This window comes from Paenibacillus sabuli (assembly GCF_014705605.1).
Taxonomy (GTDB): domain Bacteria; phylum Bacillota; class Bacilli; order Paenibacillales; family Paenibacillaceae; genus Paenibacillus_D; species Paenibacillus_D sabuli.
This window is the reverse complement of the sequence record NZ_JACXIZ010000019.1, coordinates 90,895-113,282: the sequence shown is the minus strand read 5'-3', so window position 1 is coordinate 113,282 and position 22,388 is coordinate 90,895. Positions and strand designations below refer to the sequence as shown.

Sequence of the window (22,388 nt, the reverse complement as noted above, 5' to 3'; positions counted from 1 at the left end):
TTTGCAAGACAATAATCGTCAATTTCAACCCGTTTACATAAAATTTTGTCGATTTAAATCGATACAAGCAGGGGGCCAAAAGCGATGAAAGTCAAGAAAGCAATTATTCCAGCGGCTGGACTGGGGACGCGCTTCTTGCCAGCTACTAAGGCTATGCCTAAGGAAATGCTCCCAATAGTGGATAAGCCAACGATTCAGTACATTATTGAAGAGGCGGTCGCATCAGGAATCGAGGATATTATCATTGTCACGGGAAAGGGAAAACGAGCGATTGAAGATCACTTTGACAGCAGCTTTGAGCTTGAGCACAATTTGATGTCCAAAGGGAAGCTCTCTCTTTTGGATGAGGTCCAGAGACCATCGCAAATGGCCGATATACACTATATCAGGCAAAAAGAACCTCGTGGTCTCGGACATGCAATCTGGTGCGGTAGAAAATTTATCGGCAATGAGCCATTTGCCGTATTGTTAGGCGATGATATTGTCGATACTTTGGGGGAGCCATGTACCCGGCAGTTGACGGAAATGTATGAAAAAACGGGCAGTTCGATTATTGGCGTCAAAAGAGTGCCCGATCATGAAATTTCCCGATATGGTATAGTCGATGGCGAAGCTATAAATGATCAATTGTTTAAAATACGCCATCTCATAGAAAAACCACCACTTGAACAAGCGCCATCCAACGTTGCAATCATGGGCCGCTACGTTCTGTCTCCTCTTATATTTGATTTGTTGGAAAATATGCCAGAGGGAGCGGGAGGAGAAATTCAGCTAACAGATGCGATCGCAGCGTTGGCCAAAATGGAAGAAGTACTCGCCTTTCAATTTGCAGGAGAACGTTATGATGTGGGTGAGAAACTAGGTTTTTTGAAAACCACCATTGAGTTTGGACTCGCTCGAGAAGATTTAAGGAAAGAATTATTGCATTATATGGAGACCCTATTAAATAGAGAGCGAATAGAGCGTCATAGTCATAGTCATAGCATAGGGACTGGAGGACGAGAAGTATGAATATAGGTGTTGTGGGCGCAGGTTATGTAGGGCTTGTAACAGCTGTGTGTCTGGCAGAAGTGGGACACAATCTAAAGGTAGTGGAAGTAAATGCAGAGAAAGTTGAAAAGCTAAATAACGGGGAATGCACAATATACGAAGCTGGACTTACTGAACTGCTTCAAAATAATATTCAAGCTGGTAGATTAAACTTTACAAATCACTTGACAGATATGATTAATGATTGCGAAGCGATTTTTCTCTGTGTAGGCACGCCTCCTAAAGAAGATGGGAGCGCCGATCTTTCCCAAATTGAGGCGGCAGTAAAAGAAATTGTAGCACAATCCAATGAAGGTCAATATAAGCTCATTGTTGTGAAAAGTACAGTGCCGGTAGGTACAGCCGATTGGTTAAAAGAAATCGTGTCGTCCCACGCGACAGGGAGACAGGTCATTGAAATTGCATCTAACCCCGAATTTTTACGCGAAGGCGTTGCAGTAAACGACTTCATGGAACCGGACCGCATTATTCTGGGTGTCTCTTCGATTGAAGGGAAACGGCTATTGGAGAAGCTTTACGAGCCTTTTGCTTGTCCAAAAATTATAACGGATTCGAATACTGCAGAAGTCATCAAATACGCGGCAAACTCCTTTTTGGCGACGAAAATTTCATTCATCAATATGGTATCCGACTTGTGTGAGGAAGTGGCAGCGGATGTATCTCAAGTGGCCGAAGGCATGGGATACGATAAGCGGATCGGACCGGAATTTTTAAAGGCAGGAATTGGCTTTGGGGGCTCGTGCTTCCCTAAGGATTTGAGTGCATTCTTGCATGTCGGTCAAGCTCGGGGGCTTAACTTTGGCCTGCTCGAGCAGGTCATTTCCGTAAACGAAGAACGTCCGGCCAGAATTCAGAAGAAAATTGAGTCCCTGGTAGGCCCCCTAAAAGGAAAAACCATTGCCTTCTTGGGATTGGCGTTTAAAGCAAATACAGACGATGTCAGGGAAAGTCCGTCCGCCAAATTGGCAGCTTTGCTGAAAAAAGAAGATGTGACGATCAGAGCTACGGATCCAATGGCCTCTGCGAATTTTAAAGCGATGTATGCGCCGCTAGCGCAAAGTATGGACTTTTTCGAATCTGCTGAAGAGACGCTTAAAGGCAGTGATTGTGCGGTGATATTAACGGATTGGGAGCACTACAAAGCAATTGATTGGAATAAAATAAAAACGATTATGAATAGAGCGGCAGTGGTTGATGCGAGGAATCTGTATACGGAGCAAAATTTGCGCCAATTGGGTTATTCGTATGCCGGGGTAGGCAAGGAATTAGAAAAACTAGAGGGAGTATTCTAATTGGTGTGAAAGGAATAGATTGCCATGATCGATCTCCTGCTGTTCTGTCAAGGAGGCATCATGGCATTTTCTCTTGTCTGGTGGAGTGGATATCCGAATAGAAATGGTGTGGATCACATTGCGTAATTATTTAAGCGAAATTTTAAAACGGAAAGACTTATTGATATATCTAGTGAAGTCGGGATTAAAAGCGGAGCATCGAAATAGTTACCTTGGGTATTTTTGGTGGCTGTTGGATCCTTTGCTCGGAGCATTGATTTATTACTTCTTAGTTGTCGTGATTTTGGGCAGGGGAGGAGAGAACTACGGCGTTTTTCTGGTAATTGGTTTGGTCGCATGGCGTTGGACCAGCTCGGCAGTTAACAGTTCGTCCAAGGCGATTACAAGCTATACTTCCATCATTAATCAAGTTTACTTACCGAAAGCAATCTTTCCAATGACACGAACCTTTGCCCAATTAATTAATTTTGTTTTTGGGCTTGCGGTAATTGCGATTTTCTTGGCCTTCTTTGGCATTATGCCTTCATGGCATATTGTTTATTTGCCTTTTATTATGCTTGTTCAATTATTGTTTTTAATTTCCATTTCATTATTTCTGGCATACATTTGCGTTTTTGTACGCGACATCGATAATATTTTGTCGCACTTTATTCGGCTATGGTTCTATGCTTCTCCTGTCATTTGGGAGGGTGGAAGGTTGCCAGAACAGTATCAATGGATTGTGAATATAAATCCTTTTGCTCACATTGTGACGAGTTATCGTAATATATTTATGTATCATCAAATGCCAAATCTTATAAATTTGACCGTAACTGGTATAGCATCTTTACTATTAATTATTTGCCTGTTGCTGTTTTATAGTAAGAATGAACACAAAATTATAAAAGCACTTTGATATATATGGAGGAATTGTGGATGGATACGGAGGCTGTAATAAGCGCTAAAAATCTCGGAGTTTCTTACATCTCCGGGTACCGCACAGACGATTATAAATCTTATATCTATCACTCTCTTTTTCGGAAAAAGGGGAATTCAAATAAAAATGTGATTTGGCCGATAAAAAACATCGATTTCACTGGATACAAGGGTGAAATATTGGGGATTATCGGATCAAATGGTTCTGGAAAAACAACGCTTTGCAAATTAATTAGTGGTATCCTTACGCCTGAGGAAGGGCAGTTGCAAGTGAAAGGCGAGGTGACCGCGCTTTTTTCATTAGGACTCGGGTTTAATAAAGAATTAACAGGACGCGAAAATGTATATATGAGCGGAATGATACTCGGAATTAAAAAGAAAAAAATCCAACAGTATATAAACGACATTCATAAATTTTCAGGGATCGGCGAGTTTATGGATCGTTCTGTGAAACACTACTCGAGCGGAATGAAGGCTCGACTAGGTTTCAGCATTGTCGCATTAATGGAACCAGAAATTCTTGTCCTGGATGAGGCATTGAATACTGGTGATCTTGCTTTCAGTACTAAGGCCGCGGAGAAGATGAAGGAGCTAGTGAAAAAAGCCAAAATGGTTATTATGGTGACTCACAGTATAGGGTATGCTGAACGAAACTGTGATCGCTTAATATGGCTGGACAAAGGTGTCATTAAAGCCGTAGGTGCCCCAAACAAGGTTGCTGAAATGTATAAAGCTTCAGTTCCGCAAAAAAAAGCGGTGAAAAAGAATAATAAAATTGAGTTTAAACAGACAGAGATTATGAAGCGAGACAACTTAATTGTAGAGGCCAAATCCGTAGGTGTTAGGTACAAAGTCAAGGGGAAAATGTTCCAAGCATTGGAAAATGTCAGCTTTAAAATAAAAGAGGGAGAAGTAGTCGGTGTTATTGGTCATAATGGAGCCGGAAAAAGCACACTTTGCAAAGCGTTAACGAATATACTCGTACCCGATCAAGGCGAGTTAATCGTAAAGGGAAGAACGACAGCGCTATTAGGGTTTGGCGCAGGGTTCAGTCAGCAATTAACTGGAGCGGATAATATATATCTTAATGGCATGTTATTGGGGATTTCAAAAAAAGAAATAGATGAAAAATATTCAGAAATTGTATCTTTTTCCGAGCTTGAGAAGGTAATAGATAAACCGGTTAAACAATATTCAAGTGGTATGAAAGCCAGACTTGGGTTTAGCATAGCGGCCGTTCTTGAACCGGACATATTTGTTATCGACGAAGCCCTGTCGACGGGAGATATGGCCTTTAATCAAAAGGCAAGTATTAGAATACAGGAAATGATTGATAGGTCGAAAGCGGTTATAATTGTAACGCATAGCATGGGGTTTGTTGAAAAAATTTGTAGTAAAGCCATTTGTTTGGGGGCAGGAAAAGTTCTATTTGACGGGTCTCCTAGGGATGCTATTAATTTTTATAAGGATAAATTTTCAAAAGACATTAAGAGTTGATGGTTCTACAACTCATTTGGGCGAGGTGATTTTTGAATTGAAAAAAAAAAGAATAGAAAGAAAATTGTCGACAATGCTACTGAGTAAAACAAATAATGTTTTAAATGATGATTGGAAACAGAAGATTAAAAAGGTATTACCGATGAGATTCCAAGTTATATTAAAAGAATTATTGGTTCAATCTTCTGTTGAACCAAGGCTTAGCGCTATTAAACTAAAATTAAGAGAGTTAGGGCTTGAAATGTCTGCTCAAGCAGAGTTGGAAAAGATAATTGAAGAAACGAAAAGCGCCAAGGAAAAGTATTTAGCTAGAAGAGAATTAGCATTGTGGTATGCAAATCAACGAAATCCAGATTCAGCAATAAAATCACTATATTATTTATCAAACATGAAACAATATAAATATCACAAAGAAGATATATTGCACATAGAAGATATATTGATAGAAACAGAAAATTATTTGCTTTTAAAAGAAACTATGAAGGGTAAACAGTTGCTTGATAGTATACTTCCAAAATTGAAATTGCTCGATTTGTTTTTTATGAGGGCAAATTTCGAAGACGAGATTGAGCAAAAAATATTTTGGATCAATAAAGGGTTAGCAGTTAAGAATCTATTACCTATTTCAATCGATGCATTTTCTGGAAAACCGCCTTATGATTGCATCAAGTCAGATATTGTGAATGAAAAAGTAGATTTAGAACGATCTAAAAAGTTTAAAGTCTCAATTATTGTCCCGGTTTATAACGCTGAGGATACTATTGAAACAGCATTGATTTCATTAATAAATCAAACATGGAGTAATATAGAGATAATTGTTGTTGATGACTGTAGCATTGATAATACTTCTACTAAACTGAAAAAAATTAAACTTATTGATAAAAGAATAAAAACAATAACAACAAATAAAAACAGTGGAGCATATGTTGCTAGAAACGAAGGGATTAAAGTTGCTACAGGCGACTTTATCACTTGTAATGATTCTGATGACTGGTCACATCCTCAAAAAATAGAAACTCAAATAACTAATTTTCTGTTAAACCCAGGAATAATAGCAAATACTTCTCAACAAATTAGGGCTACCTCAGATTTATGTTTTTATAGAAGAGGTAATTTTCGTCTTCTGATTCCTAATGTATCTTCATTAATGTTTAGAAGAAAGATCGTTATGGAAAAATTAGGGTATTTAGATTCTGTTAGGTTTGCAGCGGATTCTGAGTTTATAAGGAGAATTAAGGTAGTATTTGGGAAGGATTCTGTGCTAAATCTTGAAAGTGGGCCATTGTCTTTTCAACGTCAATCAAGTAGTTCATTGACTGGTAATGAAGCATTCGGTTATCATGGTTTCTTTATGGGAGCAAGAAAAGAATATTTTGAAAGTCAGATTTATTTTCATAAAACAGCTCCGGTGAAAAAATTATATTATGAGTATCCTATGCGCAAAAGGCCTTTTAAGGTTCCACGTCCTTTACTTGAAAAGGGAAACTCAGTAGTTAAACTGGAAAAAATACTAATATTTGATTTTAGGGTTTTTGATAGAGATATTTTTGATTTAATAGCGATGTTATCTTCAGGTGATTCATGTAGAATTGGGTTGATCCAATATTATAAATATGATTTTAACCCTACTACTTTTATAAATGAACAAATTAGAAACTGCCTTAATAATAGTGAATGCGAATTTCTAGTGTATGGACAGAAAGTTTTCTGTGAAAGTTTATATATACTAGGTTCTGATTTATTGCAACATAGACAACGTTATGTGCCAAAAGTTTATTCAGATGAAGTATACATACTTGAGAGGGGAAGCGCAGTAATAGAAAATCAAGTATACGAAAATTCTAGGTATTTTCTCAATTATAATAAAATTACAACTTTATCATTGGAAAAATTCAAGAAGAATAAGGAGGTAGAAAATGGCGATTAAACATCAAAATAATGAATCATCATATTGGGATGAAAGAATTAATTTAATTTATTATGAATACGTGCGAATCCTTGTAAGGGGCCTTGCACATGATTCAAAAAGTCTTATTGATGTTGGGTCAAATGAGACTCCTCTTATAGAGGAATTTGATTGGATTCCCACAAGAAATTCATTAGACATTGAGAAACCATATAGCTCTGACAATGTTTTGGGAATAAAGGCTGATTTCTTTGACTTTAAACCTCAAACTAAATATGACTTTTTAACATGTCTTCAAGTTTTAGAACATGTTCCGGACCCAACCAGATTCGCACACAAATTATTAGAAACTTCAGATCGTGTACTAGTTTCCTTGCCCTATAAATGGAAAGAAAATTCTTGTAAAGAACATTTGCACGACCCGGTTGATCTTGAAAAAATTGTGAATTGGTTTGGGAGAAAACCAACATATTACGTCATTGTTGATGAACCATTATACGTTTCGGAAAATAATAAAAATCAAAGAATAATTTGTTATTTCTACCCTGAAAAAAGAAGAATCGGATTTTACACTTCTAGGAAGAGGGCCTATTCTAATGAAAGATTTAATATAAATTCATTGAGAAAATTAATTGATGAAGAAAAAGATACGACTGGTATTTTGAGAAGTCAGTTAGAAGATGTTAGAGAACAATTGGATTATACAAGAAGGTGTGTTGAAGATAGTGCAGATAACTTAGACAATGTAATTTCAACTATAAAATATTTTTTGGAAATTTCAAGAAATCGAAATGAATTTTTGAAACGAAATATCGATAACATGAAACGGAAAATACATGATGAAATAAATAAAGGGAAAAAGATAGAGCGAAAATTGAGTCATTACGAAAAAATTAGTTATGAAATAGAGAATAGTAATACCTGGAGGATGACTAAAGTGTTAAGAGATATTAAAGATAGATTGAAATAATAATTCAGATAAACGAGGTGTAACCATGAGCAAAGTTTTTAAAGCAACATCAGAAAGTGTGATAGAAAATTTCCAAAGAAAAAATTTTGAAATTGAACAAAATACGAAATTATTAGAAGAAGCTTTAAGAGAGCAGGCGGCATTAGAGACTGAATATTTAAAACTAAGTAAAAACTTGAAAGTTCAAATCCGAAAAAATAATCACAATAAAAGATTGAAAGAAAAACACAAGAGGAAGTATTCGGAAATCGAAAGAAGTAGAACTTGGAGATATACTAGATTTTTGAGATACTTAGGTTCAGTTTACAAAAAGGGTTTCAGAAAAGTAAATCATTCTGTGCAAAGCGAAAAATTTATAAATGAATCTGTAGCTTTAAAGAAAGATCTGCAAAGAGTTGAGAGAATAAAACAAAAGCTGTTTAATTTGGGTTTTACTGAGAGGGCGCTGGAAGAGCTAAACAATATAATTTTAAAAAATGATACACAATTGAATACTCAAAAAAATATAGCAGCTTGGGTTTTAGCCTTGTGGTATGCTAATATGAGAACAAATGAAAATGCAAAAAAATGTTTAGAAATGTTAAGTATAGTAAAAGAAAATCCAAAAGGAATTGAAATTGATAGAGTATGTATTTTAGAAGCAGAATGCTATATCCTACTTGGGGAAATAGAAAAAGGAAAAGAAATATTAATGAAATTTGTCAATAAGCCGGGTCACATAGATTATTATCTTGCAATTAGTAATACTGAAAACAAACTAAGCGATAAGCTTAATTGGATAAATAAAGGTCTTCAGAATTATGGCATTAATGATATTTTTATTTGTTCAAATTCCTCTTTAAAACCATATGATAGATTATACTGTGAAGAATTTAATACTGTTAAAGATAACATTCAGCCCAAAGTTAGCGTTATTATGCCAGTTTATAATGCAGAACATACTGTAGAAACAGCAATTAAATCAATTTTAAATCAATCATGGTCTAATTTGGAACTTATAATTGTGGATGATTGTAGCAATGATAATTCTCTTGAACTTGTTAAGAAACTAGCTGTGAAAGATCATCGAATTAAAATTTTGCAAAACGAACAAAATGCTGGTCCTTATGTTTGTAGAAATATGGGAATTGAAATTTCCGAAGGTGAATTCATAACTTGTAATGATTCTGATGATTGGTCCCATGCGCAAAAAATTGAATTTCAAGTTCTTCATCTAATTAATAATCCAAATGTTATGGGGAACACTTCACAACAAGTTAGAGCGACTTCAGATATGGAATTTTATAGAAGGGGGAACTTGAGGCTTGTTTTTACAAATATCTCATCATTTATGTTTAGAAAAAAACCTGTACTAAATAAAGTGGGCTATCTTGATGAGGTGCGTTTCGGTGCTGACTCTGAATATATTAGAAGAGTTCGGAAAATATTTGGAAAAAACTCTGTGGCGGATCTTTCTACAGGTCCTCTTTCTTTTCAAAGACAGTCTAGTACATCCTTAACAGGAAACTCTGCCTTTGGATATCATGGCTTTTTAATGGGAGCGCGTCAAGAATATTTTGAAAGTCAGTCATTTTATCATCAAAATGCAACTTCTTTATTTTATGAAAGGAACGGTAATGAGCGCCCGTTCCCTGTTCCAGAACCGATGTTGCCTAATAGAATAAAAAGTGAAAATGAGTTAAGAAAATTTGATGTCATAATTATTTCTGACTTTAGGAAACTAACTGGAAATGAGCGGGAATTGCTTGAATTAATTAAACTTTCAATAGACAACAATCTGAAAACTGGAATTATTCAAATGTCCCTATATGAAATTAACCCCACGTACAAAATGTATGATGAAATTCGAAGCATTATAGATGGACAAAATATACAAAAAGTTGTTTACGGAGAAAAGGTTACTAGTGATAAAATAATTATTTTTGATTCCAGAGTTTTAATTGATTACCAGAAGTATGTTCCTAGTGTGAAATCGAAAGAAGTGTTGGTAACAATTAAAAACACGAGAAAAGATGTTATTGAAAAAATAGAAATTATGAAAAAACATTTAGATTTCTATTTTCAATGCATTGATGTTACAACTTGGCTTCCTGAAGAAAAGGACTCAATAAGTGAGGGAGTTGCAGGAACAGAGATAAATTTACTTATGGAAGAATGGGATTATCAATATTTGTTCGAGCACACTAAAAAAATCGGTTACCTATGATAAATATCGCTATATTGAGCGCTTTGTTTGGCAGTTGACTTATTTAATTTAGTGGCTTTATCAAATAAAAACTTTATTTCTTTTCAATAGTGTACTAATTTGATAGCTAACATGCTGTTTAGTTCTTAGTAAATAATAACTGATTAAAGAAACATCTAGTACAAATGGGTTAACGGTTTTTTTTCAATATGGTGCGTGGTGTAAAATGTTTTTATAACACTAAATTAACGGAGATGGTGTTAGTGGAAAAAAAAGATTTGAATAAAAACACTAAGACAGATTCAAAAAATCTTGTTAATATACCTAAATTCACCTTTAATACCAATAGGGATTATAAATTTCTTGAAAAAGGGTTGTATAGCTTTGAAATAGATCGAATCAAATATGATTTTTTATTTAGTCCTGGTGAAGAAAAGCGTCTCTTTGTATTTTTCAATGGCGATTTTGACCGAAATAAATATACTCCCCCAGTATTTCAACGCTGGTCGTGGGCTTCACATTTTCCAGGTCATTGTATTTATATATCCGATCCTAGTCTAAACCTTTGCAAAAATGTTGGACTAGCTTGGTACATTGGCACAAAACAAATTTCCTTTACAGAGAAGATTACCATGCTTGTAAGGAAAGTCGCACAAATCACTCGTGTTAATGAGGAAGACATTGTGTTCTATGGCTCATCTGGTGGTGGATTTGCTTCTCTTTTTATTTCAAAAAACTTTCCTGCTGCACTAACAGTTGCCATAAATCCTCAGATTGACTTGACCCGTTACTATCAAAATAAGGTGAACGACTTTTTAAATGAACTTTTTGATGGTTTTAATATAGACGATATTAAGAAATACTACTATAACAGATTTTCTATTTTAGAACATTCCAAAGAACTGATTAGTCAGAGAATCATTTATGCACAAAACAAACTCGATAAACACCATTACAACAACCATTTTAAACCATTTTGTAAAAAAATGGACTTAAAACTTGAGTCGGGGAAAGAGAATAATATTTTTAAGATTTTATTTGAACACCCGGAAGGTCATAAAAGGGCCGAAACTCCTGAAGTCTTTAAAGAAATTATGAATTATGTTATAAACACTTGAGATACTCATTTCTTAACAAACTAAATTTTTTGGATTATTTCAGACCTCCACAACGCTAATATATTACATTTTTGTTGTATGCCCACTAAGGATGGCGTTCATCTTGTATCTACAAAAGCATAGCCATGCTGGAATTTCTAAGCTGCCTTACGTCAGGGCTTTTTCAATTTGACAATGGCTAGACCTGCTCTGGCATTTACTAAGCTATCGATTGACCGAATCGTGTGAATTGATCTATGTCTGGCGCTTTTACAACATCACTGTCGCTTGTAGATCAATAATAATAAGTGCAAAGACGGCTTCTTCATTCTTTACGTGCCGATGCAATCACTTGTAGTACTGAGATTGAATTTCTACTGAATCTCTTCGATGGGCTTTAATCGTCACGTCCACGAACCGAATTATCTATAGTTCACCATCTAGCTCTCTCGGTTAAACAGGAATGCTTGTCCACAGTCGTCAATGTCTATGCTTGCCCACGAGAATTCTGAAAATTGGATGCGGACAGCACAGCTAACCAAGCAAGGCATAATCCACTTTGATGGGAGTAGCTATTTACTAGATAATGCAGGAATACACCTTGATCCTAATTTGGATGATCCTTATTTCATCCAGATGTGTGCTCCGGGAATAGCGTTTGGTAAAGAGTATGATAAGGACCATGACGACGTTGGATCGCCACTCTGAGTTGTCCAAGCGAATACCCCCAAACCTTTCCTGCTGGGCGACTTACCCTTTAGGTCTTGCCCTTGTCTAAATTCGGTGGCTTTTTGTAAAGGAGGCGTAGGCGTAACGGTACCCCTGGAATGAAGGTTCTATGGCAAGGCTTTCAGGTATTCAAGAATGTCTTCGTCTCTTTTTGTGTGTTTCAGGAAGCGTTATGGTGCAAACATAGTCATCAGTGTACCTTAAACCAGGCAGCATTTTTGGGGAACGCTACGCATGTGTGCGAATGAAAATGAAAATTCAATAATTTATTTAAATATTTCCATAAATTGACCGAACAATTAGGATTTCAACAGTGAGGTGATTATTTGAACACACATTTTGTAATAACTCCAGGAAAAAACAATGAAAATATTTTTTACAGAAGAGACCGTCTGGTTCAATTCATACAAAATTTAGAAAATACTTCAAAAGTAATTATTGTCTCAACAAAGGAAATAGGATTTAAAATAGGTGAATTGAATATAATAGATAACAAAAAAAGCTTCTTACTTACGGCAACTTATCCTAAAAATATATTGAAATATATTTTTCAAAAAAAGGCTGTAAGAGGTATTTTGGATCATTATGAAAAAAATAGTAGAAATTACTTATGGTACACATACCCGATTTATGATTCTTTGTTAAATGCAACTATGTGGGATAAGGTGATTTATGACTGCAGTGACTTCTGGGTAGAATCTGAGAAGTCAAATACAGGACTGGATTGTCTAAAGCGTCATTTAATTAAGAAAACGCAGGAAAATATAATTAGTGGGGCGGATATTTGCTTTGCATCTTCCTTAAAACTTAAAAAAATAATTAAAAAACATCAGAAAGAAGCTATACTTATTGAAAATGGTGTAAACTATAAATTTTTTCAAAAAAAATTAGTGAACTCAGAATTAAACAATAACAAGGGAGTGACTCTCGGTTTTATAGGAGGTCTTAAGTCATGGAAATTAAATTACAATCTTTTGTTGGTTATTTCAAAGTTGAGGCCTGATTGGAAAATTTCCTTAATTGGAAAGATATATGGAGAAGAAATAGATACTTATAAATCATTATTGTCCCAGCCAAATGTAATAAAAATGGATGAAGTAGATGTTTCAGAAGTTCCTCGGTATTTAAGTGAATTTGATTTAGGTATTCTCCCTTATTTGGATAATGAATACAATAAAGGTGTCTTCCCGCTTAAATTCTTTGAATACTTAGCTGCAGGACTCCCCGTAGTAGGATGCGGACTCCCTTCCACCTTGCATTACTGTGAGGAGGGTATTTATGAGCATACAGAGAATGATGCAGTACGTTTTGTCGAAGCGTGCGAACGTGCTCTCGCATGGGGGGACCATTACAAAGATCAACGATTGGCTCTGGCCAAAGAAGCAGACTGGGAGAAGAAATTTCAAACGATGTGGGACTTGGTTAGAGCAGACTGACGAGTCCCTTTTTTGCATTTAGATGAAGTAGGTGAAAGGCTTTGGGAGAACAGTTCCTCACAGTCGTGATGCCGGTCTACAATCGCGTCCACACTGTGAAAAATGCACTTGCGAGTATTTTAAACCAAACATATCCCCATTTTGAGTTAATTATTGTAGACGACGCTTCTAAAGATGGGACGCGCTCAATTGTGGAATCCTTTGATGATCCGCGGATTCGTCTTATTGCACATGCTGCGACCATGGGGGCGCCAGCCGCACGAAACACCGGAATATTAGCCGCTAAATCAGAATGGATTGCTTTCCAAGACAGTGATGACGAGTGGCTGCCTACAAAGCTGGAAAAGCAGGTTCAAGCGCTCCAAAATGCTGTTTTTGATAAAAAGACAGTGGTATACACTGGTTTCTACCGTTTCCGAGGAGAGCAAAGAGAATATATTCCGGCTAAGGCGATTATCAATAAATCCGGCATGATTCACGAAGAGCTGCTGCTGGGCAATTTTATCTCGACCCAAACCATATTGGTTTCGAAAGCGGCACTTGAGGAAGTGGGAGGCTTTGACGAGAATATGCCGCGTTTTCAAGATTGGGAGCTATGCCTTCGTCTTTCGCAAAAGCATCCTTTTCTGCTTGTGGATGAACCGCTGGTTCATGTGCATTACACCGAACAAAGCATATCTGCAAGTCAATCCAAATTGGTCGATGCCTATGCTCTTGTTCTAAAAAAGCATAAAGCTTTGTTTCAAGCGGCCGGCAAAAAACAGATGGGACGTTTGCAGTTCTCATATGGGCATAATTTATGCCTATTAGGAGAAATCCGCAAGGGCAGAAAACAACTTTTGCACTCTATTAAAAATTATCCCTATTCCATAAAAACCGCGGCCTCGATTGGAGCAAGCTTGCTTGGAAGCCGATTTTACAACTCCCTCTACCGGCGTCTAAAGAACTAGCAGTTCTTTACGCCGGTTATTTGTTCGAAGCGTGCGTGCATCCAAGAGTTCATTTTGCTAGAATGAGTACAGTGAATACAGAACATGGAGGCCACACACCGTGAAAGGCATAATCCTAGCCGGAGGCACAGGCTCGCGCCTGTATCCTCTGACAAAAGTGACGAACAAGCATTTGCTGCCGGTGGGGCGGTATCCGATGATCTATCATGCGATCGCCAAGCTGCGGCAGGCGGAGATCGCGGACATCCTGATCGTCACCGGAAAGGAGCATATGGGCGATGTGGTGAGTCTGCTCGGCAGCGGGGCGGCATTCGGGGTGAGCTTCACCTACAAGGTGCAGGATCAGGCCGGCGGCATCGCCCAGGCGCTGGGGTTGGCGGAGGGCTTCACGGGAGACGACCCGCTGGTGGTTCTTCTCGGGGACAATGTGTTTGCCGACAGCATCGTGCCGTATGTCGACCATTTCCGGCGTCAGGGCGAGGGCGCCAAGCTGCTCATCCAGCAGGTGCCGGACCCGCAGCGCTACGGTGTGCCGGAGCTGAGCGGGGACCGGATCATCTCTATTGAGGAAAAGCCGCGCTTGCCCAAGAGTAATTATGCGGTGACCGGCATATACATGTATGATCGGACGGTCTACGACATCATCCGCACGCTGGCGCCCTCGGCGCGCGGCGAGCTGGAGATCACGGATGTCAACAACGCCTACCTCCGCCAAGGCAAGCTGACGTACGACATCCTCCAGGGCTGGTGGACGGATGCGGGCACGCATGCCTCGCTCACTCGCGCCCACGCGCTCGCGCAGGAGATCGTGCTGCCCGCTATGGAGAAGGAGGGGTAGGCCCCCGCAACCAATTGCAAGTCAAGGGAGGCCAGAAGAATGAAGGTCCATGCTACCTCGCTTCCTGATCTGAAGCTGATTGAACCGGCCGTGCATGGCGATGCGCGCGGCTTTTTCATGGAGAGCTACAATCAGATGACCTACCTGTCGCACGGCATCCGCCATGTGTTCGTACAGGACAATCACTCGCTGTCTGCCGAGGCCGGCGTGCTGCGCGGGCTGCATTACCAGCTCGCGCCCAAGGCGCAGACCAAGCTCGTGCGCTGCACAATGGGCGCGATCTACGACGTGGCCGTCGATCTGCGCCGGGGCTCGCCGACCTACGGCCAGTGGCAGGGCTTCATCCTGAGCAGCGCCAATCACCGGCAGCTGCTCGTGCCGCAGGGCTTTGCCCATGGCTTCTGCACGCTGGCGCCCGGATGCGAGGTGCAGTACAAGGTGGACGCGCTCTATTCGCCGGAGCACGACCGCGGCATCGCCTGGGACGACCCGGCGCTGGGCATCGATTGGCCGGTCTCGGCGCCGATCCTGTCCGACAAGGACCGGCGGCATCCGGTGCTGGCCGACGCCGAAGCGAATTTCGATTACGGAGGGTGAGCGCATGAAGATACTCGTGACCGGCGGAGCCGGGTTTATCGGCAGCAACTTCGTGCTGCACCTGTTGAAGACGTATCCGGGCTATGAGCTGATCAATGTGGATGCCCTCACGTATGCGGGCAATCTGGACAATCTGCGCGCGGTCGAGTCGCTGCCGCAGTATCGCTTCGTGCATGCGGATATTACGGATCGGGCGGCGCTCGCTTCGCTTTTTGACGAGGGGCTGGACGCGGTGGTGAACTTCGCCGCGGAGTCGCATGTGGATCGCAGCATCCTGCAGCCGGATCTGTTCGTCCGCACCAATGTGCTGGGCACGCAGGTGCTGCTGGAGCTGGCGCGGGAAGCGCAGCTGCAGCGCTACGTCCAGGTGTCGACCGACGAGGTATACGGTACACTGGGCGCCACCGGCCTCTTCACGGAGCAGACGCCGCTCGCGCCCAACAGTCCGTACTCGGCGAGCAAGGCCGGGGCCGATCTGCTCGTGCGGGCCTATCACGAGACGTACGGCCTCCCGGTCAACATCACCCGCTGCTCCAACAATTACGGCCCGTACCAGTTCCCGGAAAAGCTGATCCCGCTCATGATCGAGCGTGCGCTCCAGGATCAGCCGCTGCCGGTGTACGGCGACGGGCTCAATGTGCGCGATTGGCTGTATGTCGAGGATCACTGCCGCGCGATCGATCTCGTGCTGCACGGCGGGCATCCGGGCGAGGTGTACAATGTCGGCGGGCGCAACGAGCGCAACAACCTGCAGGTCGTCCGTACGATCCTGCAGGAGCTGGGCAAGCCGGAGTCGCTGATCGACCACGTCCAGGACCGGCTTGGCCACGACCGGCGCTACGCGATTGATGCGGACAAAATCCGCGCCGAGCTCGGCTGGCAGCCGCAGCACGACTATGAGAGCGGCATCCGCGCGACGATCCGCTGGTACCTGGACAATCGCGAGTGGATGGCGCGCGTGCGGTCCGGTGCCTATCGCGTGCCGCAGCAGCCGTCTGCGTCGCCGGGAACGCCGCCCGCACCGGGCGCGTCGGACACGCCGGGAGGCGGCGCGTGAGCCGCGCGGGCCTGAGTGTGCTCGTCACCGGCGCCGGCGGCCAGCTCGGCCGCGAGCTGGCGCTGCTGCCCGAGCAGCCCGGCATCGAGGTGGTGGCGCTGACGCGCGCGGAGCTGGACGTCACGGAGCTCGAGGCATGCCGCCGCGTACTCGCGCATCATCGCCCCGATGCGGTGCTGCACTGCGCGGCGTATACCGCTGTCGATCGGGCCGAGGCGGAGCCCGAGGCGGCCTGGCGCGTCAATGCGGCGGGGACGCGCCATCTCGCGCTGGCGGCGCGCGAGCATGGGGCCAAGCTGTGCTATGTCAGCACAGACTATGTATTCGACGGCAGCGGCAGCGTGCCATACGACGAGTATGCGGGGACGAATCCGCAGACCGTCTACGGACGGACCAAGCTGGCCGGCGAGCGCCTCGCGCTGACGCTGCATCCGCGCTGCTTCGTCGTGCGCACGTCCTGGGTGTACGGGCGGCACGGCGCCAACTTTGTCAACACGATGCTGCAGCTCGCGCAGACCAAGGACGAGGTGCAGGTCGTGCGCGACCAGATCGGCTGTCCGACGTACACGCGCGATCTGGCGGTGTTCCTGCTCGAGCTCGTGCAGACGGAGCAGTACGGCATCTACCACGCATCCAATGCCGGGAGCTGCAGCTGGCACGAATTCGCCGCGGCGATCTTCGAGCTGAGCGGCAGCCGCACGCGGGCGCTGCCCTGCACCACGGCGGAGTTCCCGCGACCGGCGCCGCGGCCGTCGTACTCCGTGCTGGGCGATCTGGCGCTTCGCGGCAGTGGCCTCACGCCGCTGCGGCCGTGGCGCGAGGCTCTGGCGGCGTATCTCGGCGAGCTGGGCGAGCCGGGATCATCCGATGAGGGGGCGCCCTCCTCATGAGCGAAGCGAGCGTATGCATCGTCACCTACAATAGCGCCGACGACATTGAGGACTGCCTGCACGCGGTGCTGCGGCAGTCCTCGCCTGTGAGACGAATTGTCATCGTTGACAATGCCTCCTGCGACGACACGTGCGCGCGCATCGCAGCGCTGGACCTCGGTCCGCGCCTGACGCTGCTGCGCAATCGGGTGAATAACGGCTTTGCCGGCGGGCAGAATCAAGCGATCGCCCAGACCGATACGCCCTACGTGCTCGTTCTGAATCCGGACGTGCGCCTGCACGAGCACTACCTGCGCGAGACGATCGCCGAGCTGGAGCGGCAGCCTCGCGCAGGCAGCGCCTGCGGCCAATTGCTGGCCGGCGCGGACCCGCAGCGCATGGACAGCGCCGGGCTGGGGCTGCGCGCGACCCGGCAGGCGTACGACCTGGGCGCGGGCGAGCCGGCCTCGCAGTGGCAGGCGCCGCTGGACGTCTTTGGCGTGTCCGGCGCCGCGGCGGTGTACAAGCGCGCGATGATCGAGGCGATCGCGGAGGAGAGGCAATTTTTCGACGAGGACTTCTTCGCGTACAAGGAGGATGTCGATGCCGCCTGGCGGGCCCGTCACGCCGGCTGGACGGCGCGCTATGTGCCGGCTGCGCGAGCCTGGCACCACCGCGGCTGGAAGAAGGGCGGCCGGCGGGCGATGCCGCTGTTCGTGCGGCGGCATTCCTATCAGAACCGCTTCTTCGTCTTGATCAAAAACGAGCGACTCGGCTGGCACTGGCTGTGGCGCCTGCCGCTGCTCGCCGCGGCCGAGTTGGCCAAGCTCGGCTATATCTTGCTGCGCGAGCCCGGCTTGCTGGCGTGCTGGCCGGTCATCCTGCGGCTGCTGCCGCGCATGCTGCGCAAGCGCCGCGCCATTTTGAAGCGCGCCGCCGCGCCGTTTCGACAATAAGTCTAGCGAACCGGGTTGGTTCATTAGACTTTTTTTGTTACAATAGGAGGCATATGATAGATTGGCTACGTCTCTGAGGCGGGGAGAGGAGGAGACCGATGCTTCGGCAGAATCAGCGCTTTTTGACGCAATTATACATAATATCCGATCTGGGCTGTATGTTGGCCGTCTTTTTTGTGGCCTATTGGCTCAAGTTCTATAGCGGCTGGCTGCCATCGTCCCACACGCTGCCGTTCAAGAGCTACCTGCTCTGGGGCACAATTTATGCTTTCGCCGCCGTGCTGATCGGCTTTTATGTCAGTTTTTACGCGCCGCGGCGCCGCAAGAGCTTTTCCGGCGATATCGTCAAGATCGTCCAGGTGCAGGTACTCAGCTTCCTCGGTCTGCTCAGCATGCTGTACGCGGCCAAGGAGGTTCACATCTCGCGGGAGTTCCTGCTGATCTTCTTCGGCCTGAATATGTTCTCGCTGGTCCTGTATCGCTACGTCGTGAAGCTGTCGCTTGCGCGTCTGCGCCGCAAGGGCTACAACAAGAAGTACGTGCTCATCCTCGGCGCAGGTACGGTGGGGCGCAGCTTTTACGAAGGGCTCCAGCAGCAGCCGGAGCTGGGATACGAGGTGTACGGCTTCCTCGACGATCATCGCCGGCAGCACGACGCCGAGGCCGCCCATATGAGCCCGATTCGCGGCCAGCTGTCCGATCTGGAGCAACTGCTCGCCAAGGCCATGATCGACGAGGTCATCATCGCCCTGCCGCTCGAGGCGCACAGCAAGTTCGCCCGCATCATCGCGCTGTGCGAGAAGGCCGGGGCCAAGACGCTCATCATTCCGGATTATTTCGATTTGCTGCCGGCGCGGCCGTTCTTCGACAATTTTGCGGGCATTCCGCTCATCAACGTGCGCGACATCCCGCTCGACGAGTTGAATAACCGCGTGCTCAAGCGCGCCTTTGACATCGTGTTCTCGCTGGCTGCGATCGTCGTGACCTCGCCGGTCATGCTGCTGGCGGTGATCGGCATCAAGCTGACCTCGCCGGGACCGGTCGTCTTCCGGCAGGAGCGCATGGGGCTGAACCGGCGTACCTTCATGATGTTCAAGTTCCGCTCGATGCGCCTCTCCGACGAGGCGACGGCGGATACGCGCTGGACGGTCAAGGACGACCCGCGCCGCACGCGCTTCGGGACCTTCCTGCGCAGCACGAGCATCGACGAGCTGCCGCAGTTCTTCAACGTGCTGCTCGGCCATATGAGCGTCGTCGGACCGCGGCCGGAGCGGCCGTACTTCGTCGAGCAATTCAAGGAAGAGATTCCGCGCTACATGGTCAAGCACCACATCCGGCCGGGCATCACCGGCTGGGCGCAGACCAACGGCTTGCGCGGGGACACCTCGATCGCCGACCGGATCGGGCACGACCTGTTCTATCTGGAGAATTGGAGCTTCTTCTTCGATCTCAAGATTATCCTGCGGACGATTGTGAAAGGCTTCGTGAACAAAAATGCCTACTGACACAGGCCAATTGCCGCAGACGCCGTCCCGATTGCGCCATGAAGCTGATGCCACACTGCCGCCACATACGGCCATGCTGGTGCCGACGCCGACCGTATCGGTCATCATCCCGACGTATAACGCGGGCCCGCGCTTCGGCGAGCTGCTCACGCGCTTGCAGCGCCAGACGCACGCGCCGCAGGAGATTATCGTCGTCGATTCCACCTCGCGCGACGACACGGCCGCCATCGCGCGGCGTGCCGGCGCGATCGTGCTGGAGCTGCCGCAAGCCGAATTCGACCATGGCGGCACGCGCAATATGGCGGCCGCACGCGCCGAGGGCGACGTGCTGCTGTTCATGACGCAGGATGCGATGCCGGCGGACGAGCACCTGATCGCACATTTGATCGCGCCGCTCGTGGAAGCGGACGTGGCCTGCGCTTACGCGCGCCAGCTGCCCTATGCGGACGCGGACCCGCTGGAGCGGATGGCGCGCGCCTTTAATTATCCGGCGCAGCCGCAGCGCAAGCGCGCTGACGATCTGCCGCGGCTCGGGCTCAAGACATTTTTCTGCTCCAACGTCTGCGCCGCCGTCCGGCGCCACCGCTTCCACGCGCTGGGCGGTTTTGCGGCGCCGGTCATTTTCAACGAGGACCTGTTCCTGGCCGCGACAGCAGTGCTGGACGGGTATGCGATTCATTATGCCGCCGAGGCGCAGGTGTATCATTCGCACGGGTACACGCTGACGCAGCACTTCCGGCGCTTCTTCGACAATGGCGTGTCGATGCGCAGCAACGCCTGGATCTATCCGTATGCCAAGGTTGGCAAGGAGGGCGGACGACTCGTCCGGGCGCAGCTGCAGCAGCTGCGCCGGGAGCGCCGTTGGCACTGGATGCCGCGCCTGATCGGTGAATCGGCGGCCAAGTGGCTTGGCTACCAGCTCGGCAAGCGCTACACGCGTCTGCCGCGCGCCTGGTGCGCGCGCATGAGCATGCATCGCCGCATCTGGGACAAGCTTCAGCGCCAGCCGGCCCGCGCCGAGCCCGGCGGCGTCTCGATGCGCGAATGATCAATCATTCGCTCGCTCCTCGAGTGGTCGACGGCGCGTTGGGACGGACGCCAAAAAAGCCGAAAGGCCCGTTATTCGGGACCTTCGGCTTTTTTTGACGGAACCCGGATGAATGCCGGCGCCGTTACACTTTCAATTCATTTTCATAGTTTTGAATCAACTGCTTGGCCTGCTCGACATCCTTTTTGAGCACTTGGAGCAGCTGCGTTTCCGCGACGCCGGTGGCGACTTTGGACTTCACCCCCTGCGACTTCAGGTACGCCTGCAGCCGGTCGATGACGTCCGTGCGCGATCGGCTCTCGGACCGGACGGTCTGCCAGCGCCCGCGCGCCGCGATGGAGCCGGCGATAATGGCAGCAACGACGAGGACGACGAGAATCACCCATAGCACTTCCATAGCGTAACGATGCACCACCTTTACAAGAATTGGCCAATCAGCGGTTACTGCCGCTATAATGACTGTATGCGAAGGACAGGCACGTTCATGCCTGCAACATGACCGTAGGGGAGGGAGCGCTAGTGATTGCATTGGGCCTGTCGGGATGGGGCGACCACGATCTGCTGTATCCGAATAAGCGTCTGGCCGCAGCCAAGCTGCCGAGCTATGCCCAGTGGTTCCCCGCGGTAGAGCTGGACAGCTCGTTCTACGCGGTGCAGCCGGAGCGCAACATGCGCAAATGGGTAGAGGAGACGCCGCCGCCGTTTCGCTTTTTGGTCAAGGCGTACCAAGGCATGACCGGACATGCGCGAGGCGACATTCCGTTCGCGGATGAAGAGGCGATGTATGAGGCGTTTCGTGCGTCGCTGGAGCCGATGCTGGAAGCGGACAAGCTGGAGGCTGCCTTGTTCCAATACCCGCCATGGTTCGATTGTACGCGCGACAATGTAGCCCTGCTGCGCACGGCCAAAGCCCGCATGCGCGGTATTCGTTGTGCAATCGAGTTCCGCCATGCCAGCTGGTATGCGCCGGGCCTGCGCGAAAAAACGCTCGCCTTCCTGCGGGAGGAAGGCTGGGTACATAGCGTCTGCGACGAGCCGCAGGTCGGAGACGGCAGCATCCCGATTGTCGAGGAGGTCACCGATGACGAGCTGACCGTGGTGCGCTTTCACGGTCGCAATGTCGGGGGCTGGCGTTCGTCCGGCCAGCCGAACTGGCGCGAGGTGCGCTATCTGTACCGCTACGACGAGGAGGAGCTCATGGACTGGGCGGAGCGTCTGCGACGGTTGGAGCGTCAGTCGGAGCGTCTCTGCGTCATCTTCAACAACAACTCCGGCGGGGATGCCGCAGCCAATGCGCTTCAGCTCATGCGCATGCTGGAGCTCCAGCCGCCGCGCGAGCATTTCGAACCCGATCCGCCGGACGAGGAGCCTCCGGAGCAGCTGTCGCTGTTTTAAGGCCTGACGGCGATCGGGGATTTCGGGATATTCGATTGCCAAGCGCCGCATAACGAGCGCTGTCTTCACGCAAAATAAACAGGATACAAGCCCTTT

The 22,388-nt window shown here is 46.6% G+C and carries 19 protein-coding genes; 18 read left to right on the top strand and 1 reads right to left on the bottom strand.

From position 1 onward, the window contains the following. Positions 1–84: 84 nt before the first annotated feature. The 17 genes from galU (at position 85) to IDH44_RS11985 (ending at position 20,897) form a co-directional block, all read left to right on the top strand. On the top strand, positions 85–1,011 hold the full coding sequence (gene galU / locus IDH44_RS12065; protein ID WP_190917963.1) for a UTP--glucose-1-phosphate uridylyltransferase GalU: 927 nt from the start codon (positions 85–87) through the stop codon (positions 1,009–1,011). Further along, the gene (locus IDH44_RS12060; protein WP_190917961.1) at positions 1,008–2,342 is read left to right on the top strand and encodes a UDP-glucose dehydrogenase family protein; all 1,335 of its coding nucleotides are present in this window, start codon (positions 1,008–1,010) and stop codon (positions 2,340–2,342) included. The genes galU and IDH44_RS12060 overlap by 4 nt, the downstream gene beginning before the upstream one ends. Positions 2,343–2,460: 118 nt before the next feature. Then, a complete protein-coding gene (locus IDH44_RS12055; protein WP_190917997.1) occupies positions 2,461–3,237 on the top strand; it encodes an ABC transporter permease in 777 nt (258 codons plus the stop codon). 20 nt (positions 3,238–3,257) lie between these two features. Continuing rightward, the gene (locus IDH44_RS12050; RefSeq protein WP_223869608.1) at positions 3,258–4,754 is read left to right on the top strand and encodes an ABC transporter ATP-binding protein; all 1,497 of its coding nucleotides are present in this window, start codon (positions 3,258–3,260) and stop codon (positions 4,752–4,754) included. A 37-nt stretch (positions 4,755–4,791) separates the two neighbouring features. Next, positions 4,792–6,681: a glycosyltransferase family 2 protein gene (locus IDH44_RS12045; protein WP_190917959.1), complete on the top strand. Its 1,890-nt coding sequence runs from the start codon at positions 4,792–4,794 to the stop codon at positions 6,679–6,681. Then, positions 6,671–7,630, top strand: a complete 960-nt coding sequence (locus IDH44_RS12040) for a methyltransferase domain-containing protein (RefSeq protein WP_190917957.1) — start codon at positions 6,671–6,673, stop codon at positions 7,628–7,630. The genes IDH44_RS12045 and IDH44_RS12040 overlap by 11 nt, the downstream gene beginning before the upstream one ends. 25 nt (positions 7,631–7,655) lie before the next feature. Beyond that, positions 7,656–9,836 (top strand): glycosyltransferase family 2 protein, encoded by a 2,181-nt coding sequence (locus IDH44_RS12035; RefSeq protein WP_190917955.1) that lies wholly within the window; start codon positions 7,656–7,658, stop codon positions 9,834–9,836. Between the two features lie 242 nt (positions 9,837–10,078). After that, positions 10,079–10,933, top strand: coding sequence for a prolyl oligopeptidase family serine peptidase (locus tag IDH44_RS27165; RefSeq protein WP_190917953.1), 855 nt, complete (start codon positions 10,079–10,081; stop codon positions 10,931–10,933). A gap of 1,034 nt (positions 10,934–11,967) precedes the next feature. Beyond that, a complete protein-coding gene (locus IDH44_RS12025) occupies positions 11,968–13,077 on the top strand; it encodes a glycosyltransferase (RefSeq protein ID WP_190917951.1) in 1,110 nt (369 codons plus the stop codon). Positions 13,078–13,118: 41 nt separating this feature from the next. Continuing rightward, positions 13,119–14,027, top strand: coding sequence for a glycosyltransferase family 2 protein (locus IDH44_RS12020; protein ID WP_190917949.1), 909 nt, complete (start codon positions 13,119–13,121; stop codon positions 14,025–14,027). A 100-nt stretch (positions 14,028–14,127) separates the two neighbouring features. Continuing rightward, positions 14,128–14,865, top strand: a complete 738-nt coding sequence (locus IDH44_RS12015) for a sugar phosphate nucleotidyltransferase (RefSeq protein ID WP_190917948.1) — start codon at positions 14,128–14,130, stop codon at positions 14,863–14,865. A gap of 39 nt (positions 14,866–14,904) precedes the next feature. Next, positions 14,905–15,462 (top strand): dTDP-4-dehydrorhamnose 3,5-epimerase, encoded by a 558-nt coding sequence (gene rfbC / locus IDH44_RS12010; protein ID WP_190917946.1) that lies wholly within the window; start codon positions 14,905–14,907, stop codon positions 15,460–15,462. Between the two features lie 4 nt (positions 15,463–15,466). Continuing rightward, entirely contained in the window at positions 15,467–16,519 is a 1,053-nt protein-coding gene (rfbB, locus tag IDH44_RS12005) for a dTDP-glucose 4,6-dehydratase (protein ID WP_190917944.1), read from the top strand. A gap of 11 nt (positions 16,520–16,530) precedes the next feature. Next, the gene (gene rfbD, locus IDH44_RS12000; protein ID WP_190917995.1) at positions 16,531–17,409 is read left to right on the top strand and encodes a dTDP-4-dehydrorhamnose reductase; all 879 of its coding nucleotides are present in this window, start codon (positions 16,531–16,533) and stop codon (positions 17,407–17,409) included. Then, positions 17,406–18,344, top strand: coding sequence for a glycosyltransferase family 2 protein (locus IDH44_RS11995; RefSeq protein WP_190917942.1), 939 nt, complete (start codon positions 17,406–17,408; stop codon positions 18,342–18,344). Before rfbD ends, IDH44_RS11995 begins: the two co-directional genes overlap by 4 nt. Positions 18,345–18,442: 98 nt before the next feature. Further along, the gene (locus tag IDH44_RS11990) at positions 18,443–19,849 is read left to right on the top strand and encodes an undecaprenyl-phosphate glucose phosphotransferase (RefSeq protein WP_190917940.1); all 1,407 of its coding nucleotides are present in this window, start codon (positions 18,443–18,445) and stop codon (positions 19,847–19,849) included. Further along, positions 19,839–20,897 (top strand): glycosyltransferase family 2 protein, encoded by a 1,059-nt coding sequence (locus tag IDH44_RS11985; RefSeq protein ID WP_223869607.1) that lies wholly within the window; start codon positions 19,839–19,841, stop codon positions 20,895–20,897. The genes IDH44_RS11990 and IDH44_RS11985 overlap by 11 nt, the downstream gene beginning before the upstream one ends. Before the next feature lie 124 nt (positions 20,898–21,021). Here the strand turns inward: IDH44_RS11985 and IDH44_RS11980 are convergent, their stop codons facing one another. Then, on the bottom strand, positions 21,022–21,294 hold the full coding sequence (locus IDH44_RS11980) for a hypothetical protein (RefSeq protein ID WP_190917938.1): 273 nt from the start codon (positions 21,292–21,294) through the stop codon (positions 21,022–21,024). A 122-nt stretch (positions 21,295–21,416) separates the two neighbouring features. Here IDH44_RS11980 and IDH44_RS11975 point away from each other — a divergent pair, with 122 nt between their 5' ends. After that, a complete protein-coding gene (locus tag IDH44_RS11975) occupies positions 21,417–22,292 on the top strand; it encodes a DUF72 domain-containing protein (protein WP_190917936.1) in 876 nt (291 codons plus the stop codon). Positions 22,293–22,388: the final 96 nt, after the last annotated feature.

What these genes read in the sequence shown, in the direction of transcription:
- IDH44_RS12035 (WP_190917955.1), top strand. Translation starts at nt 7,656, where the DNA reads ATGAGCAAAGTTTTTAAAGCAACATCAGAAAGTGTGATAGAAAATTTC.
- IDH44_RS12050 (WP_223869608.1), top strand. Translation starts at nt 3,258, where the DNA reads ATGGATACGGAGGCTGTAATAAGCGCTAAAAATCTCGGAGTTTCTTAC.
- IDH44_RS11980 (WP_190917938.1), bottom strand. Translation starts at nt 21,294, where the DNA reads ATGGAAGTGCTATGGGTGATTCTCGTCGTCCTCGTCGTTGCTGCCATT.
- rfbC (WP_190917946.1), top strand. Translation starts at nt 14,905, where the DNA reads ATGAAGGTCCATGCTACCTCGCTTCCTGATCTGAAGCTGATTGAACCG.
- IDH44_RS11995 (WP_190917942.1), top strand. Translation starts at nt 17,406, where the DNA reads ATGAGCGAAGCGAGCGTATGCATCGTCACCTACAATAGCGCCGACGAC.
- IDH44_RS11985 (WP_223869607.1), top strand. Translation starts at nt 19,839, where the DNA reads ATGCCTACTGACACAGGCCAATTGCCGCAGACGCCGTCCCGATTGCGC.
- IDH44_RS12040 (WP_190917957.1), top strand. Translation starts at nt 6,671, where the DNA reads ATGGCGATTAAACATCAAAATAATGAATCATCATATTGGGATGAAAGA.
- galU (WP_190917963.1), top strand. Translation starts at nt 85, where the DNA reads ATGAAAGTCAAGAAAGCAATTATTCCAGCGGCTGGACTGGGGACGCGC.
- rfbB (WP_190917944.1), top strand. Translation starts at nt 15,467, where the DNA reads ATGAAGATACTCGTGACCGGCGGAGCCGGGTTTATCGGCAGCAACTTC.
- IDH44_RS11990 (WP_190917940.1), top strand. Translation starts at nt 18,443, where the DNA reads ATGCTTCGGCAGAATCAGCGCTTTTTGACGCAATTATACATAATATCC.
- IDH44_RS12060 (WP_190917961.1), top strand. Translation starts at nt 1,008, where the DNA reads ATGAATATAGGTGTTGTGGGCGCAGGTTATGTAGGGCTTGTAACAGCT.